Origin of the sequence: Amycolatopsis sp. NPDC051903, assembly GCF_044452505.1 — a bacterium.
Classification (GTDB): domain Bacteria; phylum Actinomycetota; class Actinomycetes; order Mycobacteriales; family Pseudonocardiaceae; genus Amycolatopsis.
The window spans coordinates 49,831-66,303 of the sequence record NZ_JBITBT010000050.1 but is presented as its reverse complement, the minus strand read 5'-3'; the positions used below and the strand labels follow the sequence as shown (position 1 = coordinate 66,303).

The following is a 16,473-nucleotide window of genomic DNA, read 5'->3' as shown; positions in this document are numbered from 1 at the left end:
CACCAGTGCACCTGCGCACCGACCGCACCACCAGTGCACCTGCGCACCGACCGCACCACCAGTGCACCTGCGCACCGACCGCACCACCAGTGCACCTGCGCACCGACCGCACCACCAGTGCACCAGCGCAACCACGTCCCCCGGCACCTACCCCACTAAGCCGGATTATCCCCATGCGTCAACGTCTCCCAAGACACGAACAAGTTGTTCGTCCCCTGCGGCCGGTGTCCCGTCGTGTAAGCCTGCGTATTGGTCATCGCGATCCCCAGCCGGTTGTGCAACGCGTTGTACCCCACCTCGGTCACCGGCCCCAGCCCCCGCTTCACCGACCCGTGGCACAGCCACGACGGCGGATCACTCAGCTCGTACCGAGCCTGGAACCCCAGCGCCTGCCGAAGCCGCTCGCCGATGTCCGTCCCGTACAGGTCCTGCCCCTGGATCCGCGAAGTCTCCGCCACCTCCGCGATGGCGGCGATCCCGTACCCGGTGTGGACGAAATCCCGGCACGTCTCCTGCGTGAGCCCGTCCGCGAACGTCGACTGCCCCTGCCAATACCCCACGATCTCGTCGCGCGTGTCGAGCCCGCTGCCCGGCACGGTCTTCGGCAACGGGCCGTCCGAGCTGAGGTAGACGAACGCCGGCACGCGGTTGCGGTAAATCGACATCCCGCGGTCGTAGATGGTCTTGTCCTCGAGGAACACGCCGATGCCGACGATGGCCTCGGCGATGCTCAGCTCCCAGTTGCCGGTGCGGCCGTCACTGCCCTGGATCTCGTTGTAGTAGACGTCGCGCAGCATCGTGCCGAAACGGCCGGAACCGGGCCAGTTCCCGTAGACGTACTTGATGATCTCCGCCGCGCGCGGCCACGACGAGGCGGACCACGCGGTCTGCAGGTGGGCGTTGTCGTTCGTGTGGTCCTTGATGGTCGAGGACCAGGCGTCCATGATCTGGATGGCCTTGTTCGCGTAGCGTGCGTCCCGGGTGACGTACCACGCGAGGGACTGCGTGTACGCCGCGATGGCGTCCTCGCGTTCGTCGGTGCACCCGTTGTTGGGATTCGAAACCGGCCCGCATTCGACGACGGCGCGCGGATGCGGCGTGTAAGAAAGCGAAGCGTACTTCGACGCCATCATCGCGTCGTACGCCTGCTTCTGCGGCTGCGTGCCCGCTTGCACGCGCTGGCGCATGGTGTCCAGCTGTGCCCGGCTGACGAGCACGCCCGGGTGGGTGAACGTGGCCGGCGCGAACGTTGTCGCAGACGCCGTCCCGCCGGTGGCGGCCACCACGGTGGCGACGGCCGTCGCGGCCAGCGCGCGAGCGAGTTTCCGGTGCATGAGCTGCCCTTCGTCGTGATTCGGAAGACGAACAGGCGCAGGCTGGCGGACCGTGCGTGAGAATCGAATCTACTTCACCGAAGTGGTCTGGTCCACGGCGTCGCGAAAGTCGTGTTCCGGTGGGAGGGAACGCTTTTCTCCGGTCAACGTCGGGTAGTCGGTGTAGCCCTCGGCGCCGCCGCCGTAGAACGTCGCGGGATCCGGCGACGTGAAGCCCGCGCCCGCGCGCAGGCGGTCCACGACATCGGGGTTGGCCAGCGCCAGTATGCCTAGGGTGACGAGGTCGGCGAGACCACTGGTGACGTCGGCGGCACGCTCCTCGACGGTGCTGCCCGGCCGGGTCAGCAGCAACGGGCCGGACCACGCGGAGCGCAGTTCGGCGGCCAACGCGTCGTCGCCGTGATGGGTCACGTGCAGGAACGCGAGGCCGGCGAGCTTCCGCACGAGATGGCGGTACGTCGCGGGTCCTGTCGCGCCTTCGTTGATGCCGAACCCGCGCAGCCCTGGGGAAATTCGCACTGCCGTGCGATCCGCGCCGATCTCCCCGGCGACGGCCTCGACGACCTCGAGAGCGAACCGCGTACGGTTGGTGATCGACCCGCCGTAAGCGTCGGTCCGGTGGTTCGCGTTGGCCGACAGGAACTGCTGCAGCAGAAAACCGTTGGCAGCGTGGATCTCCACGCCGTCGGCGCCGGCTTCGATCGCGGCAGCGGCGGCGCGGCGGAAATCGCCGACCGTCGCACGAACCTCTGTTGTGGACAGTTCCCGCGGTATCGGCACCGGACGGTTGCCGTGCGGCGTGTGGATCCCGACGCCGGCCGCGACGGCCGAGGGCGCGACCGGCCGGCGGCCGTGCGGCGTGTTCGCCGGATGCGCGACGCGGCCCGCGTGCATGAGCTGGACGAACAGATGCCCGCCGGAGTCGTGCGCCGCCTGTGTCACGCGCCGCCAGCCGGCGACGTGCTCGTCGGTGTAGCACCCGTGGCTCAGCAGGAACCCCTGCCCGTCCGCCGACGGTTGCGTGCCACCGGTGATCAACAGCCCGAGCGACGCGCGCTGGGCGAAGTACTCGGCGTCCAACGCGGTGGGGGACCCGTCGGGGTGGGCCCGGTTGCGCATCATCGGCGAGAGCGCGAGCCGGTGGTGCAGCCGCAGCCGGCCGACGTCGAGCGGACTCCAGAGGTCGGGCACGGTGCCTCCACTGTCTGTACCGGATCGTACAGATCGAGTGTACGGTCCGGTACAGACTTAACCTCGGCCACCCTGGGGTGTATGGACACTTCGTCCACGCTGGATGTAGTGTCCACCCCCATGGATGGGAGGACGACCCGCTGGGCCCCGGTGTGCGAGGCGATCGTGCGCCTGCTTTCGCCGCACGCGGAGGTGGTGCTGCACGATCCGCGCACGGACAGCGTGCTCGGGATCTGGAACGCGTTCTCCGGGCGCGAGCCCGGGGACCCGTCGCTGCTGGGCGAGCTCGACGGGCTGCGGCCCGTGGGCAAGGACGTCTACGGCCCGTACCCGAAGTCGCTGCCCGACGGGCGGCGACTCTCGAGTGTGAGCGCCGTGGTGCGCGACGAACACGGCAACGCCGAGGTGGTGTTGTGCGTGAACGTCGACCGCACCGCGTTCGATCAGGCCGCACAGCTGTTGTCCGGTTTCGCAGCTCCCGTGACCGGCCAGCCACAGGCTTTGTTCGAACGCGATTGGACGGAAACGCTCAACGACGTGGTCGGCGAGTTCGTCCGCGACCACGCCACGCCCGTCGAGACGTTGACCCGCGAACAGCGTCTGGTGCTTCTCGCACGTCTCGACACCGCCGGCGTGTTCGCGCAGCGCCGGTCGGTACCCGTGGTGGCCCGCGCGCTGCGGATCTCCCGTTCCGCCACCTACCAACTGCTCGCCGACCTGCGCAAGGAACCCGATGCCGACGCTTCCTGACTTCCGGCTGGAGACGTACTTCTCCCGGTGGGAGTTCACCGCCCGCCACCACCTGACCGCGTCCGATGTGCAGACTTTCACAGTCCGTGAGCTGCTCGCGCTCGCCGACGACGACGGCCGCGAACGCTGGGAGAACCTCGCCCTCGGCTACACCGAGACCTACGGCCTGCCGGCGCTGCGCGAGGAGATCGCGGAGACCTACACCGACGTCGGCCCGGAGCACGTGCTGTGCTTCGCCGGCGCGGAAGAGGGCCTCTACCTGGCGATGCGCACGCTGCTCGAACCCGGTGACCACACCGTCGTCATCACGCCGAACTACCAGGCGGCCGAGACCATCCCGCTGTCGATCGGCGAGGTCACCGGCGTCGCGCTGCGGGAAGCGGACGGCTGGGCGCTCGACGTCGACGAGATCGAGCGGCAACTGCGGCCGAACACCCGCGTCGTGTCGGTCAACTTCCCGAACAACCCGACCGGCGCCGTCCCGGACCTCGACACGTGGACGCGGCTGGTCCGGCTGTGCGATGACCGCGGCATCCTGCTGTTCAGCGACGAGGTCTACCGCGGCCTCGAGCTCGACCCGGCCGCGACGCTCCCGCAGGCGGCCGACCTGTCGGCCTCGGCGCTGTCGCTCAACGTCATGTCCAAGGCCTACGGTCTGCCGGGCCTGCGCGTCGGCTGGATCGCCTGCCGCGACCCCGAGCTCCTGCGGCGGCTCGAGCGGGCGAAGCACTACACGTCGATCTGCAACTCCGCGCCCAGCGAGGTGCTCGCGCTGATCGGCCTGCGGGCCCGCGACGCGATCCTGGCGCGCAACCGCGCGGTGATCGCCGGCAACGTGCCGAAGTTCGACGCGTTCTTCGCGCGGTTCCCGGACCTGTTCGAGTGGGCGGCGCCGCGCGGCGGCTGCGTGTGCTTCCCGCGCTACCTCGGCGCGGACGGCGTCGAAGCCATGTGCACCGAACTCGTCGAGCAGCGCGGGGTTCTGCTGCTGCCGTCGAGCATCTACCGCTCCGACCTCATCCCGACGCCGGCGGACCGGTTCCGCGTCGGCGTCGGACGGCGCGATCCGGACGAAGGGCTGGCCGCGTGGGCGGAGTTCCTGGAGGAGCGGCGATGACGCTGAAGGTGGTGGGGCTGGCCGAAATCGAGGCCGTGGCCACGCGGAAGCTGGTGTTCGACGCCGTGCGCACCGCCCTCGTCGCGCACGCCGAAGGCCGCACGACGATGCCGCAGCCGATCGCGCTGTGGTTCGCCGACGCCGAAGGCGACTGCCACGTGAAGGCCGGGCACCTGGCGGGCTCGTCGCACTTCGCGGTGAAGGTCGCTTCGGGCTTCTACCGCAACGCCGAACGCGGTTTGCCGACCAACAGCGGCCTCGTGCTCGTCCTGGACGCGACCACCGGCGTGCCCGCCGCGGTCCTGGCCGACGAGGGCTGGCTCACCGCGTGGCGCACGGCCGCCGCCGGCGCGCTGGTGACCCACGCGCTGACGCCCGCCGATGTCGACGAGGTGGCCGTCTTCGGCACGGGTTTGCAGGCCCGGCTGCAGGTGGAATGGCTGGCCGAACTGCGGCCGCTGAGCCGCGTGCGCGTGTGCGGTCGACGGTCCGAAGCCGTGCGGCAGCTGTGCGCCGACCTGGCCACCGCCGGCCTGAAGGCGGAGCCCGCGACGGCCGCCGAGGCGGCGGCCACGCCCTGCGTGATCACGGCGACGCCGTCGACGAGCCCGCTCGCGCCGGCGGAGGCGTTTTCCGCGGCCGTCCAGCACGTGACCGGCATCGGCACCGATCTGCCCGGCAAGGCCGAACTGCCGCCGGGCCTGTTCGCGAACGCCACGACGATAGCCACCGACGACCACGACCAGTGCCTCGCTCACGGCGACTTCGGCAATGCGGTCCGCGCGGGTGTCGTCGGGGCCGATGCGGACGTTTCGGCCGGTCTGGTCCTCCGCGACGGCGTGCCGGACCGCTCGGGGCTCACGATCGCGGACCTCACCGGCGTGGGCGTCGCGGACGCGGCGGTGGCGACGGCGGTGTTCACGCACCTCGGCTGAGCGGGCACCGCACCCGGCGGGTGCGGGTGGCGGTCCGGGCCGGAAGGATGGACCGCGGACCCGTCACCTGGAGGAGACCGATGGACTACCCGTTCGACCCCGAGATCGCCGCTGCACTGGCGACGCTGCCCGACTCCGGCAACTTCCGGGACCTGCCCGCGGCGCGGGAGCAGATGAAGGCCGTGCTGGCCGAGGTGCTCGGCGAGGTCGACGAAACCGGCCTGACGGTGCGCGACGAACTCGTGCCCGGGCCCGACGGCGCGCCCGACGTGCGGGTGCGCGTGTACACCCCGGACCTGGTCGCGTCGCCGGCGTTGCTGCTGAACATCCACGGTGGCGGTTTCATCGTGGGCACGGTGGACACCGATCACCCGCAAGCGGTCGCGCTGGCTCGCGACCTCGAGGTCGTGGTGGTGTCGGTGGATTACCGGCTGGCACCGGAGAACCCGTACCCGGCGGGGCTCGAGGACTGCTACGCGGCGCTGGTGTGGGCCGTGAAGAACGCCGAGGCGCTCGGCGTCGACCCGGAACGGGTGGTGATCCGCGGGAGCAGCGCCGGGGGCGGCCTGGCGGCCGCGCTGGCGTTGCTGGCGCGTGACCGGGGTGGGCCGGCCATCGCGTTCCAGTTCCTCGGGGTGCCGGAGATCGACGACCGGTTGCGGACGGCGAGCATGCGGCGGTTCGTCGACACTCCACTGTGGAACCTGTCGCACGCGGAATTCAGCTGGGATTGTTACCTCGGTGACGGAATCCGGGGAACGGCGGACGTTCCCGTGTACGCGGCACCGGCGCGGGCGACGGATCTGACCGGGTTACCGCCCGCGTACGTGTCGGTGATGGAGTTCGATCCGTTGCGGGACGAGGGGATCGCGTACGCGCAGGCGTTGCTGGCTGCCGGAGTGCCGACGGAGCTGCACTTGTTCCCCGGGACGTTTCACGGGTCGGCGATGGTGCGGCACGCGGCGGTGACCCGGCGGGAGGAAGTGGAGTCGAGGGTGGTGCTGGCTCGGGCGCTGGGGGTGCTGCGCTGATCCGCGCGCGGTCTGCACCGCGAGCTTTCGCGTAGCTCGGGCGGCGACCCTTGTCAGGACGGGAAAGGCGGGTCCTGACAAGGGTCGCCGCCGGCAAGCGGACCAGTGGCCCGTTCAGCGCCGGGCGCACCCCGCGAGCGCGTGTCTCATGTGGACGATGCGCGCAGCGGGTGCAGCTCGTCCCACGTCGGCACGCGCGGGGTGATCCGCAGCGTCAGGCCGGCCTCGCCGGGCGTGCGGTCGGCCTTGCGCGCGTTGCAGCTGCGTGCCGTGCCACCGCACGCGGCGACGGTGTTCAGCCAGCTCGTGCGCTCGCCGCCGCGCGAGAGCGGCACCACGTGGTCGACGGTGGTGGCGTGGCGGCCGCAGTAGGCGCACCGGTGGCCGTCGCGCTGCAGCACACCGCGGCGCGACCACCGGGGCGGGCCGGAGTAGCGCCACTTCATCACGACGTACCGGATCAGCCGCACGACCTTCGGCCGGGGGAAGACACCGAGATCGGCGCCGTCGCTCTCGTGCACGACCGCGACGTGCCGGACGAGCATCCGGATCGCGTGGGGTACGGAGACGGTGTGCAAGGGCTCGTAGCCGGCGTTGAGGACCAGGACACCCATGGCGACGGGCACCTCCTTCCACGGGTCAAGGGTGGAGACCACGACCGGAGTCGAACCGGTTTGCCCCGCTTTGCAGGCGGTTCCCTTGCCGTTCGGGCACGTGGTCGGGGAGTCGGGCGAAAGGTCACGGAGCACGAAAAAGCCGCCCTGATCGGTATCCCGACGGGCGGCTCCCAGCTGCGGCGTGCCTGGGCACGTCACGGCGTGGAGCCTGGGGTCTCGGCGGCGTGCGGAAGGCGCGGTGCGCCGCACGCGGTACCGCTGGGGCACCACAGCGCGCGCTCTTCCAGGCCGGACATCTCGTCACTCCTCGGTGGTGGGTGGACCAGTTCATCATGACCGACCTCGCGCGGGCGCGCAACGGTGATAATTCGCCCGGCGAACGACCTCGCCGGCGGCGCGGCACCCGCGGAAATCACCGGCGGGGCCGTCCACGCGTCCACCGTGCCTCCACAGTGGACGGGACGGCCCCGCACCACGCCCGCCGGTGGGTGTCGGAGCGCCACCGGCCGGCGGGAACCTCGGCGCGGCGAACGGGTGCCGGCCGCCGCGGACCTCCTCACGGCCGGGGGCCGAGGCACCGCCGCTCGCCGCGGACCTACTTGCAGCGCCCGCCGCCCTCGACCGACGGCCACCACGTGCCGACCGGCGGAGGCGGTGTCTTGGTCCAGGTGATCTTCGCGCACTTCCCCTCACTGCGCGCCTTCTTGGCGGTGATGACGAGCGCTCCGATGGCGATCGCGCACGCCGCGTTGCCGGGAGAGGGGATGTTCTTGCAGGCGCGCGCCGCCGAAGCCCCTTCCGAGAGCAGCTTGGTGGTGCTCTTGCTGAACACCCAGCTGCACGCGAACACGCCGCAGTCGAGATCCGTCACCGCAGTGGGTGCGGCGCTCGCGCTCGCCGGCGCGACGACGAGGCCCGCGGCCACCAGCGGCGCGACCAGGAACCCGGCGCGGAAGCGGAGATTCCTCATGAAATTGCCCCTCCTGTTTGCGGTTTGTCCGAAATGGAGCATCCCCCGCGCGGCGCCGGATGTCTGCCCCGGCGGCCCGGAATGGCCCGAAGAGGTGACCGTCCACAGTGGTTTCGACGGTGCTCTCGACGGCGTTTTCGGCGGCCGGGGTTCAGCAGCGCCGGTACAGCTCGCTCAGCAGGGCCACCGCCGCGTGGGTCGCGGGGTGGGGGTCGTGGCTGCGCCACACCAGCTGCACCGGCACCGGGGCCGCGTCGCGCACGCGGCGGTACGCGATCCCGTCCCGGCGGTACTGGGTGACGGTGGAGTGCGGCGTGACGCCGACGCAGCGGCCGGTCGCGATGGCGGCGAGCCAGTCGTCGATGTCGTGGGTGGGTTCCACGTGCGGGCGGGTCTCCTCGGGCCACAGGTCGGTCGTCGTGGTGCCGGTGCGGCGGTCGATCACCAGCACGCGCGAGCTCAGCTCGGCGAGCGTCACGGTGCGGCGGCGCGCCAGCGGGTCGTCGGCGGCCATGGCGCAGTAGCGCGCCTCGTGGCCGACAACGGCGTGCGCGAAGCGGCGCGTGTCGATCGCGGTGCGCACCACGGCGAGATCGCACAGCCCTTCGGCCAGGCCGCCGGTCGCGGTGTTGGTGCGCACCAGCAGCAGCTCGACGTCCGGGTGGCGCTCGGCCCAGCGGCGCTGGAACTCCGCGGTGTGCCGGCCCATCGCGGACCACGCGTGCCCGATGCGCAGCCGCGTGTGGCCGGTGGTCGCTTCGCGCACCAGGTCGTCGGCCTCGGCCAGCAGGTGCCGGGCGCGCGCGAGTACCTGGACGCCCGCGGTGGTCGGCGTGATGCTGCGGCTCGTGCGGTGGAGAAGTCGCACGCCGAGTGCGGATTCCAGCGAAAGCAGTGTGCGGGACACCGCCGCTTGGGAAACCCCGAGCTCGATCGCTGCGTCCGTGAACGTGCCCGTGTCCACGATCGCGACCAGGCAGCGCAGGTGCCGCAGCTCCAGATCCATGACTCCAGCGTATAGCCGGGCCGATGAATGCATTTTGCGCATGCTCGACGGTGTCGCACGCTCACGGTCATGAGCAAGCAGACCCAGGGCGTGGCGCTCATGCTCGGCGGCGCCACCGCCAACCAGATCGGCGCGGCCACGGCAGCGCTCGCGTTCCCCGTGCTCGGCCCCACCGGCGTGGTCGCCGTCCGACAGTGGGTCGCCGCGGTGGTGTTGTTCGTCATCGGACGCCCGCGGGTGCGGGACTTCACCGCGCGGCAGTGGCGGCCCATTCTCGGGCTCGCGGCGGTGTACGCCACGATGAACCTCACGCTCTACTCGGCCATCGACCGCATCGGCCTCGGCCTCGGCGTCACGCTGGAGTTCGTCGGCCCGCTCACGATCGCGCTGGCCGGATCGCGCCGCCGGACGGACCTGGTGTGCGCGCTCGCGGCCACGGCGGCCGTCGGCGTGCTGACCCGCCCGCGGCCCAGCACGGACTACGTGGGCATCGGGCTGGCGCTGGCCGCCGCCGCGTGCTGGGCCGGCTACATCCTGCTCAACCGCACCATCGGCCGCCGGCTGCCCGGCGCGCAGGGCTCGGCCGCCGCAGCGGCCGTGTCCGGGTTGGCCTACGTGCCGGTCGGCGTGGTGGTGTTCGTCCACCACCACCCGACGCTCGCCGCGCTCGGCGCCGCCCTGACGGCGGGGGTGCTCTCGTCGGCCGTGCCCCTCCTCGCCGACCTGCTGGCCCTGCGCCGCGTGCCCGCGCGGTTCTTCGGCGTTTTCATGAGCGTCAACCCGGTGCTCGCGGCCCTCGTGGGACTGGTGGTGCTCGGTCAGCACCTCGACGCGCTGTCGTGGGCCGCGATCGTGGTGATCGTCGCCGCCAACGCGACGGCGTGTCGGGTGAAAGGCGCGGAAGCGGGCCCCGTACCGTCAGAGCCGGAGGAGGTGCCGAGTGGTTCGGATGTCGGACCGGGCGTGGCCGTCGACGGTCGTCCCGAGCGACGCGCACGAACGCGCGCAGGCGACCGGTGTCCTGTTCCGGCGCATGGGCTGGGTCACAGAGCGGCTGACCCGCGACGAGCGTGACGACGTCGAGCGCCAGCTGGAGTTCTGGTACAGCAGCGGCTACTGCCCCGACGCACTGCTGATTGCACTCAGTGCCCTGCCCGACGGCACCCGCCAGCGCCCGCGCCAGTCCGGCGAACGCCCGGGGGAGTTCCTGCGCTCACGCCTCAACGGCTGGTTCCGTGAAACTTCGGACACCACGATGTCCGAAGTCCACGAGCCGCCGCGCAAAGGGCAGTCGTTCGAGGCGTGGTTCGCGAACAACCGCCGCCAGTCCGCCGCCGACGGCACCGGCCGCCGCGCGCCACGTGTCACCGAAGCGGGCCGGCAGGCCCGGGAGCAGGCGCGCGCGTTCGCCGCGTCGAAGCGCAAGGACCCGTTGGTCCGGTTGCGCGAAAGCGAACAACGCCGCGCCGCCGCGCTCGACAGCCTGCGCGTCGAGGGCGCCCCGGCGCCGGCCATCCCGGCACCGCCGGCCGAGACGCGGGCGACCCCGCGCATGGTGGCGTCCTTCGCCGCGCGCCAATCGGTGACGGCGCGGTCGCCGCAGGTCGTGCGGATCGTCGAACGGCTGCGGGCGGAGAAGCGCGGCCCGTCGGCGGCCGAGCTCGCCGTCCTCCGCAACGCCGTCCGCGACGCTCACCACAGCGCAGGCCTCGGCACGCTGGAAGCCGCGAGCGCACACGTCGGCGACGACACGTCCGAACTCACCTCGGACGGCCTGCGCGTCCTGTCGTTCCTCGACCACGCCGACGAAAACCGGTTGCCGATCGACGCGATGATCCGCCTGCTCACCGTGGCCGTCGACGAGACGGCACCACCGCAGGACTAGGACGTCGCGCGGGCGCAGTCAGCGCACAGGCCCCACCACGTCACCTCGGCTTCGTCGATCGTGAAGCCCGACGCGGTGACCGGGTGCAGGCACGGGGCGGACCCCGCCGCGCACGGCACGTCCTCGATCCGCCCGCAGCCCCGGCACACGAGGTGGTGGTGGTTGTCGTGGTGGTCGAGTTCGAACCTCGCGGGGGAGCCGGCCGGTTCGAGGGTGCGCAGCAGCCCGACGGAGACCAGGTCGTCCAGCACGTTGTACAGACCCTGCCGCGACAGGCCACCGGCGTCGGCCTCCACGAGCGCGGCGATCTCGGCCGCGGTGGTGTGCGGGTGCTCGCGGACGGCGCCGAGCACCGCGCGACGCTGGGCCGTGTTCCGCAGTCCCCGCTGCTTCAGCAGGCCCGCGAAGTCATCCATGAACAGATGGTAACTTCGCCACCGCGCCGGGTACCGGCCGAGGGACCCGGGTCACAGCCGGTTCAGGCGTTGCCCTCGCCGCTGATCGAGAACGACTGGCGCCGCCGCGCGATCGCGCGCAAGTCGGACTCGATGCCGGCCGCCGTGCGGCGCAACGGTTCGAGCAGCTGACTGCGCATTTCCTCCTTGGACCGCCGAGTCGAGTGCATCGACACGTTCAGCGACGCGTACACCTCGCCGTCCGCGTGGCGCAGCGGCACGGCGATCGAGCGCAGGCCGAGGTCGAGCTCCTGGTCGACGAGCGCGAAGTCGTCAGTCCGCACGCGGCCGAGGATCGTGCCCAGCTTCTCGGGGTCCTTCACGGTGCGCGGGGTGAACGGCTGCAGCTCCACGCGCTTGAGGTAGGCCTCGCGCCAGTCCTCGGGCTGGTTCGCCAGCAGCACCCGCCCCATCGACGAGGGGTGCGCCGGGATCCGGCTGCCGATCGTCACGTTGAGCGCCATGATCCGCCGCGCCGGCGTGCGCACGAGCCCGACGTAGACGATGTCGTCCTCTTCGAGCACGCACAGCGCGGCCGAGTCGTCGACCTCGGCCACGAGCCGATCCATGTGCGGGCGCGCGACCTCGGCGAGGCCCTGGCTCGACAGGTAGGCGTTGCCGAGTTCGAGGATGCGCGGCCGCAGCCAGAACCGCTTGCCGTCGGTGTGCACGTAGCCGACCTCGGCGAGCGTCAGCAGGAACCGCCGCGCGGCCGCGCGCGTGACCCCGGCGAGCTCGGCGACCTCGGTCAGCGTCAGCTCCGGCCCGTGCCCGTCGAACGCGCGGATCACGGCCAAGCCGCGTTCGAACGACTGGACCAGGTCGCCCTTGCTGATCGGGCCCGGGTTGTCGGCCACTGGCGCGTCACCTCCGCTGTCTGTGCTCCGGTTCGCAACTGTCGCACGCTCGCACCCGCCGCCGGTGCCCGGCTCGATTCTTGACAGCCGGTCGGCGGCGAGGCATGGTTTGTGCGAGCTACGGAAACTTGTGCGACCTCCGCACAAACTAGAGCAACCTCAGGCGACCCGTAAAGGGGTGTCCGTGGATCCGACGACAGAGCAGTCGCTCCGGAGGACCGGTGGTCCGGCCGCGAGCGCCGGCCTGCGCGCGCTGTTCGCGCCGCGGTCGGTCGTTGTCGTCGGCGCGCGCGACGCCGAGGGCAACCGCGGCGGCACGGCCGTGCGGTTCCTGCGGAAGTTCGGCTACGCGGGCGACGTCTTCCCCGTCCATCCCTCGGGGGAGCCCGTCGCCGGGTACGCCGGTCACCGCAGCCTGGCCGAGCTGCCGTCGGCGCCGGATCTGGCGATCGTCGGGGTCGGTGCGGCGCGGGTGCCGGACCTCGTGCCCGAACTCGCGGCGGCCGGAGTCCCGGCCGCGGTCGTCTGGGCCGGCGGGTTCGCCGAGAACGGCGGCGCCGGTGTGGTGCTGCAGGAACAGCTTGTCGTGCGCGCACGCACAGCCGGTGTTCGATTGCTGGGCCCCAACTGTCTCGGTGTGGTGAACACCGCACTCGGCTTCACCGGTACGTTCGCGTCGTGGCTGTCCGGTGTGGACACCCTGCTGCCGGGCCGGATCGGTGTCGTGAGCCAGAGCGGCGGGCTGGCGGCGTCGGCCCACTCGTGGGCGCAGGCGGTCGGCACGGGGTTCAGCCACATGATCAGCACGGGCAACGAGGCCGACCTGGGTGCCGTCGAAGCGCTCGCGTACCTCGTCGACGACCCCGGCACCGACGTGCTCTGCTGCTACCTCGAAGGGCTCGCCGACGGAGCCGGGCTGATCTCGGTGCTGCGCGCGGCCCGGCGGGCCGGCAAACCCGTGGTGGTGCTCAAGGGTGGCCGATCGGCGGTCAGCGCGCAGGCCATCGCCGCGCACACGGGTGCGCTGGCCGGCCCGGCCCGGATCTGGGACGCGGTGCTCGACCAGGAAGGCGCTGTGCGGGTCGCTTCGCCGCAAGAGCTCGTCGAAGTCGCGTCGTTCCTGGCCGCGAACACCGGCCGTCCGCTGCCGGGCCGCCGTGTCGCGGTGGTCAGCCACGGCGGCGGCCAGGGCATCATCGCCGCCGACCTGTGTGTCGACGCGGGGCTCGAGGTGCCGCCGCTGAGCGCGGAAACGCGGGCGCGGCTGGCGCCGTTGCTGCCGGAGATCGCGTCGAGCCGCAATCCGCTCGACCTGACCCCGGAGGCGTTCACCCGGCCCGAATGGCGTGAGCGGTTCCCGAAAGCGTTGCGGGTATTGGATTCCTGCGGCGAAGTCGACGTGGTCCTCGTGCAGCTCGGCGCCATGAGCGCGGCGGCGGGGGAGGAGCTGGCGCTCGCCCTTGCAGCCGTGCACACGGGGGGAACCACGACGCTCGCCGTGCACTGCAAGGGTTTCCCGCCGACGGCGGAGGCGCTGCTGAAGGCGGCGGGTGTGCACATCTTCACCGAGCAAGCGTTTGCGGCCACCACGCTGGGGCAGGTGGCGGCCGCGGAACGGGACGTCGGTGCCGAATCGGCGCGGCTCGTCGCCGATTCGGTGCGCCGCAGACCACCGGGTGTTCCCGAGGCGGTCGACGGCCAGGTGTTTCCCGAGCACGAGGTGCACCGGTTGCTCGCCGGGGCCGGGATCCGCGTCCCGAAGGGAGTTCTCGCCGCGACTGCCGCCGAAGCCGTCTGCGCGGCCGAGGGCGTGGGCTACCCGGTCGCGGTGAAGGTCGTGTCCCCGGAGGTCACGCACCGCGTGGCCGCGGGCCTGGTCCGGCTGGGACTGTCCGATGAGGACTCCCTCCGCCGGGCGCACGGTGAACTCGTGGCCAGGACGGCGGAACTCGGTGTGGCGGGCGCGTCGTGTTACGTGCAGGAGATGGCCGAGCCGGGCACGGAGCTGTTCGTGTCGGCGTTCCGGGATCCGGTGTTCGGGCTCGTCGTGTCGTGCGGCGCGGGCGGGGTGCTGGCCGAGCTGCTCGACGACATCGCGTTCGTCACGGCGCCCTTCACGGAGCCGAAGATGGTGCGAGAACTGGGAAAACTCCGGTTCGCCCAGCACGCCGCGGGGCTCGACCTGGCGACGGCTGGGAAGTGGGCGGCGGAGTTCCTCACGGCCTTCGCGGAGTTCGCCGAAACGCTGCCGTGGGCGCGGTTCTTGCTGGAGCTGAACCCTGTCTCCGTCCGCGAGACCGGGGGGCCGCACTCGACGGCCTGCTGATCGTCGAGCGAGTTTCCCTGGTGTGAGCGGGAATCCACCCCGCGTCACGGAAGATGTTCGTTTCTGAACAGAGATCTGTTCGAATATTGACACAACGGCATCGCGCGCTTAACGTCGCTGTCACTTCCCGCACCTCACGGCCGCGAGTCCGCGGCTCTCCCCGACAGGTTGGAGCACCAGTGGCGACGGCAGACGCGATCCCGGAGTACGACGACCTCCCCACCAAGGGCGGGTTGCCGTGTTCCTGGGGGCTGTGGGGGCCGGACGACAAGCTGGGCTGCCTGAACCTGATCACCGAGGAGCGCGCGGCCGAAGCGGCCCGGGGCGTGCGGCGGGGCAAGGTCTTCTCGCTCAACTGGCGCATGGACCTGCCGCACCCGGCGTTCTTCGGGCGGCCCAACTTCCGCCACGAGATCGTGAAGTCGACGACCTCGACGTCGCTCAACGACGTGCTGCACGACTGGAACACGCAGGCGTCGTCGCAGTGGGACGGGTTCCGGCACGTGGAGCGAGTCGGATTCGGCAACTACAACGGGATCCCGAGTGAGGAGCACGGCATCCACGTGTGGGCCGAGCGCGGGATCTTCGGCAGTGCCGTGCTGGCCGACGTCGGCCGGTACCGCGAGGCCGCCGGGCGGCCGCTCGACCACCGCACGGCGGACCCGATCGAGGTCGAGGACGTCACAGGCGCGCTGGAGAGCCAGGGCGTCGAAGTCCACAGTGGAGACATCCTGCTCGTCCGCACCGGCTGGACGGAGTGGTACGAGAGCCTCGACGAGCGGGCCCGCGCGGAGATCGCCCCGATCCCCGCGTTGCGCACTCCTGGTCTGCGCCCGGTCGAGGACATGGTCCGCACGCTGTGGAACCTGCGCTTGGCGGCCGTCGCCGCGGACAACCCGGCGCTCGAGATCTGGCCGCCGGGCGCGCTGCTGGATCCCGCCGTCGCCGACGAGATCAAGGCCGACCCCGCGCGGCGGCACGAGATGATGCTGCACCCGCGCCTGATCCCGATGCTGGGCCTGCCGATCGGCGAGATGTGGGACCTCGCCGCGCTCGCCGAAGACTGCGCGCGCGACCGGGTCTACCGGTTCCTGCTCGCGTCGGCGCCGATCAACCTCCCCCACGGCGCGGCCTCCCCGGCCAACGCCCTGGCCGTCAAGTGACCGCAGCCCGAGCACCGAGGACGAAGCGATGACGATCACCCAGACCACCGACACCCTGCCCGCGCGCATCGTCGTGGACGACCTGACCGTGACGATGCAGCTCAAGGACCGCAGCTTCGACGCGGTGCAGAACGCGTCGTTCACGATCGAGCCGGGGCAGACGCTCGCCGTCGTCGGCCCGTCGGGCTGCGGGAAGACGACCCTGCTCAACGTGCTGGGCGGCTTCACCAGTCCCACCACCGGCGAGGCATTGATCGACGGCGAACCCGTGGGCGCACCGGATGAACACCGCGCCACCGTGTTCCAGGCCGACGCCGTGTTCCCGTGGCTGACCGTGCGCGGCAACCTCGAGTACGGTCCGCGCATCCGCCGCGCGCAGGACGCCGCGTCGAAGAGCCGGGTCGAGCACTTCCTGCAGGTGCTCGGACTCGAGGCGTTCGCCGGCGAGTTCCCGAAGGTGCTGTCCGGTGGGATGCGCAAGCGGGTGGACATCGGGCGTGCGTATGTGAACAACCCGCGCACGATCCTGCTCGACGAACCGTTCGGTGCGCTCGACGAGATCACGAAGGAACAGCTGCAGGAGGAGCTCGTCAACCTCAGCGTGTCCGATCCCAAAACGCTGGTGTTCATCACCCACGACATCGAGGAAGCGATCTACGTCGGCGACATGGTGGCGGTGATGACGCCGCGCCCGGGCCGCATCCGCAAGATCATCGGCATCCCGTTCGCCCGGCCGCGGCCGGAGAACGTCCGCATGGAACCCGCCTTCCAAGAGCTGCGCCGCGAGATCCAGTCGCTGCTGCGCAGCGAGTGAACCGCCCGCCGAGCTTTCGAGA

The 16,473-nt window shown here is 71.4% G+C and carries 16 protein-coding genes and 1 tRNA gene; 9 read left to right on the top strand and 8 right to left on the bottom strand.

Annotation, left to right across the window (positions count from 1 at the left end; translation table 11 throughout):
- Nucleotides 1-155: 155 nt before the first annotated feature.
- The gene (locus ACIA77_RS47470; protein WP_395892795.1) at nt 156-1,334 is read right to left on the bottom strand and encodes an alginate lyase family protein; all 1,179 of its coding nucleotides are present in this window, start codon (nt 1,332-1,334) and stop codon (nt 156-158) included.
- 69 nt (nt 1,335-1,403) lie between these two features.
- A complete protein-coding gene (locus ACIA77_RS47465; protein ID WP_395892794.1) occupies nt 1,404-2,525 on the bottom strand; it encodes an alkene reductase in 1,122 nt (373 codons plus the stop codon).
- A gap of 120 nt (nt 2,526-2,645) precedes the next feature.
- On the opposite strand from ACIA77_RS47465, the gene ACIA77_RS47460 reads away from it, so the two are divergent.
- The 4 genes from ACIA77_RS47460 to ACIA77_RS47445 all read left to right on the top strand — a co-directional run bounded on the left by ACIA77_RS47460 (nt 2,646) and on the right by ACIA77_RS47445 (nt 6,358).
- Nucleotides 2,646-3,275, top strand: coding sequence for a transcriptional regulator (locus tag ACIA77_RS47460; protein ID WP_395892793.1), 630 nt, complete (start codon nt 2,646-2,648; stop codon nt 3,273-3,275).
- Nucleotides 3,259-4,392 (top strand): aminotransferase class I/II-fold pyridoxal phosphate-dependent enzyme, encoded by a 1,134-nt coding sequence (locus ACIA77_RS47455; RefSeq protein ID WP_395892792.1) that lies wholly within the window; start codon nt 3,259-3,261, stop codon nt 4,390-4,392. The genes ACIA77_RS47460 and ACIA77_RS47455 overlap by 17 nt, the downstream gene beginning before the upstream one ends.
- The gene (locus tag ACIA77_RS47450) at nt 4,389-5,327 is read left to right on the top strand and encodes an ornithine cyclodeaminase family protein (protein WP_395892791.1); all 939 of its coding nucleotides are present in this window, start codon (nt 4,389-4,391) and stop codon (nt 5,325-5,327) included. Before ACIA77_RS47455 ends, ACIA77_RS47450 begins: the two co-directional genes overlap by 4 nt.
- An 80-nt stretch (nt 5,328-5,407) precedes the next feature.
- Nucleotides 5,408-6,358 (top strand): alpha/beta hydrolase, encoded by a 951-nt coding sequence (locus tag ACIA77_RS47445; RefSeq protein ID WP_395892790.1) that lies wholly within the window; start codon nt 5,408-5,410, stop codon nt 6,356-6,358.
- 146 nt (nt 6,359-6,504) lie between these two features.
- On the opposite strand, the gene ACIA77_RS47440 is transcribed toward ACIA77_RS47445, so the two are convergent.
- The 4 genes from ACIA77_RS47440 to ACIA77_RS47425 form a co-directional block, all read right to left on the bottom strand.
- Nucleotides 6,505-7,014, bottom strand: coding sequence for an HNH endonuclease (locus ACIA77_RS47440; RefSeq protein WP_395892789.1), 510 nt, complete (start codon nt 7,012-7,014; stop codon nt 6,505-6,507).
- Nucleotides 7,005-7,078, bottom strand: a tRNA-Cys gene (locus tag ACIA77_RS47435). The genes ACIA77_RS47440 and ACIA77_RS47435 overlap by 10 nt, the downstream gene beginning before the upstream one ends.
- Before the next feature lie 492 nt (nt 7,079-7,570).
- Nucleotides 7,571-7,945: a hypothetical protein gene (locus tag ACIA77_RS47430; RefSeq protein ID WP_395892788.1), complete on the bottom strand. Its 375-nt coding sequence runs from the start codon at nt 7,943-7,945 to the stop codon at nt 7,571-7,573.
- 151 nt (nt 7,946-8,096) lie between these two features.
- On the bottom strand, nt 8,097-8,951 hold the full coding sequence (locus ACIA77_RS47425) for a LysR family transcriptional regulator (protein WP_395892787.1): 855 nt from the start codon (nt 8,949-8,951) through the stop codon (nt 8,097-8,099).
- Nucleotides 8,952-9,020: 69 nt separating this feature from the next.
- Between ACIA77_RS47425 and ACIA77_RS47420 the strand changes: the two genes are divergently transcribed.
- Both ACIA77_RS47420 and ACIA77_RS47415 read left to right on the top strand, forming a co-directional pair.
- Nucleotides 9,021-10,025, top strand: a complete 1,005-nt coding sequence (locus ACIA77_RS47420) for an EamA family transporter (RefSeq protein ID WP_395892786.1) — start codon at nt 9,021-9,023, stop codon at nt 10,023-10,025.
- Complete coding sequence (locus ACIA77_RS47415; protein WP_395892785.1) at nt 9,985-10,836, top strand: hypothetical protein; 852 nt, start codon at nt 9,985-9,987, stop codon at nt 10,834-10,836. Before ACIA77_RS47420 ends, ACIA77_RS47415 begins: the two co-directional genes overlap by 41 nt.
- Here the strand turns inward: ACIA77_RS47415 and ACIA77_RS47410 are convergent.
- Both ACIA77_RS47410 and ACIA77_RS47405 read right to left on the bottom strand, forming a co-directional pair.
- Nucleotides 10,833-11,252: a Fur family transcriptional regulator gene (locus tag ACIA77_RS47410; protein WP_395892784.1), complete on the bottom strand. Its 420-nt coding sequence runs from the start codon at nt 11,250-11,252 to the stop codon at nt 10,833-10,835. The genes ACIA77_RS47415 and ACIA77_RS47410 overlap by 4 nt on opposite strands.
- A gap of 62 nt (nt 11,253-11,314) precedes the next feature.
- Complete coding sequence (locus ACIA77_RS47405; RefSeq protein WP_395892783.1) at nt 11,315-12,148, bottom strand: IclR family transcriptional regulator C-terminal domain-containing protein; 834 nt, start codon at nt 12,146-12,148, stop codon at nt 11,315-11,317.
- Between the two features lie 184 nt (nt 12,149-12,332).
- On the opposite strand from ACIA77_RS47405, the gene ACIA77_RS47400 reads away from it, so the two are divergent.
- The 3 genes from ACIA77_RS47400 to ACIA77_RS47390 all read left to right on the top strand — a co-directional run bounded on the left by ACIA77_RS47400 (nt 12,333) and on the right by ACIA77_RS47390 (nt 16,451).
- On the top strand, nt 12,333-14,474 hold the full coding sequence (locus ACIA77_RS47400; protein WP_395892782.1) for an acetate--CoA ligase family protein: 2,142 nt from the start codon (nt 12,333-12,335) through the stop codon (nt 14,472-14,474).
- Nucleotides 14,475-14,653: 179 nt separating this feature from the next.
- Nucleotides 14,654-15,637, top strand: a complete 984-nt coding sequence (locus ACIA77_RS47395; protein WP_395892781.1) for a cyclase family protein — start codon at nt 14,654-14,656, stop codon at nt 15,635-15,637.
- Between the two features lie 28 nt (nt 15,638-15,665).
- Complete coding sequence (locus ACIA77_RS47390) at nt 15,666-16,451, top strand: ABC transporter ATP-binding protein (RefSeq protein WP_395892780.1); 786 nt, start codon at nt 15,666-15,668, stop codon at nt 16,449-16,451.
- Nucleotides 16,452-16,473: the final 22 nt, after the last annotated feature.

What these genes read in the sequence shown, in the direction of transcription:
- ACIA77_RS47445 (WP_395892790.1), top strand. Translation starts at nt 5,408, where the DNA reads ATGGACTACCCGTTCGACCCCGAGATCGCCGCTGCACTGGCGACGCTG.
- ACIA77_RS47425 (WP_395892787.1), bottom strand. Translation starts at nt 8,951, where the DNA reads ATGGATCTGGAGCTGCGGCACCTGCGCTGCCTGGTCGCGATCGTGGAC.
- ACIA77_RS47410 (WP_395892784.1), bottom strand. Translation starts at nt 11,252, where the DNA reads ATGGATGACTTCGCGGGCCTGCTGAAGCAGCGGGGACTGCGGAACACG.
- ACIA77_RS47390 (WP_395892780.1), top strand. Translation starts at nt 15,666, where the DNA reads ATGACGATCACCCAGACCACCGACACCCTGCCCGCGCGCATCGTCGTG.
- ACIA77_RS47460 (WP_395892793.1), top strand. Translation starts at nt 2,646, where the DNA reads ATGGATGGGAGGACGACCCGCTGGGCCCCGGTGTGCGAGGCGATCGTG.
- ACIA77_RS47415 (WP_395892785.1), top strand. Translation starts at nt 9,985, where the DNA reads ATGGGCTGGGTCACAGAGCGGCTGACCCGCGACGAGCGTGACGACGTC.
- ACIA77_RS47455 (WP_395892792.1), top strand. Translation starts at nt 3,259, where the DNA reads ATGCCGACGCTTCCTGACTTCCGGCTGGAGACGTACTTCTCCCGGTGG.
- ACIA77_RS47430 (WP_395892788.1), bottom strand. Translation starts at nt 7,945, where the DNA reads ATGAGGAATCTCCGCTTCCGCGCCGGGTTCCTGGTCGCGCCGCTGGTG.
- ACIA77_RS47450 (WP_395892791.1), top strand. Translation starts at nt 4,389, where the DNA reads ATGACGCTGAAGGTGGTGGGGCTGGCCGAAATCGAGGCCGTGGCCACG.
- ACIA77_RS47470 (WP_395892795.1), bottom strand. Translation starts at nt 1,334, where the DNA reads ATGCACCGGAAACTCGCTCGCGCGCTGGCCGCGACGGCCGTCGCCACC.
- ACIA77_RS47420 (WP_395892786.1), top strand. Translation starts at nt 9,021, where the DNA reads ATGAGCAAGCAGACCCAGGGCGTGGCGCTCATGCTCGGCGGCGCCACC.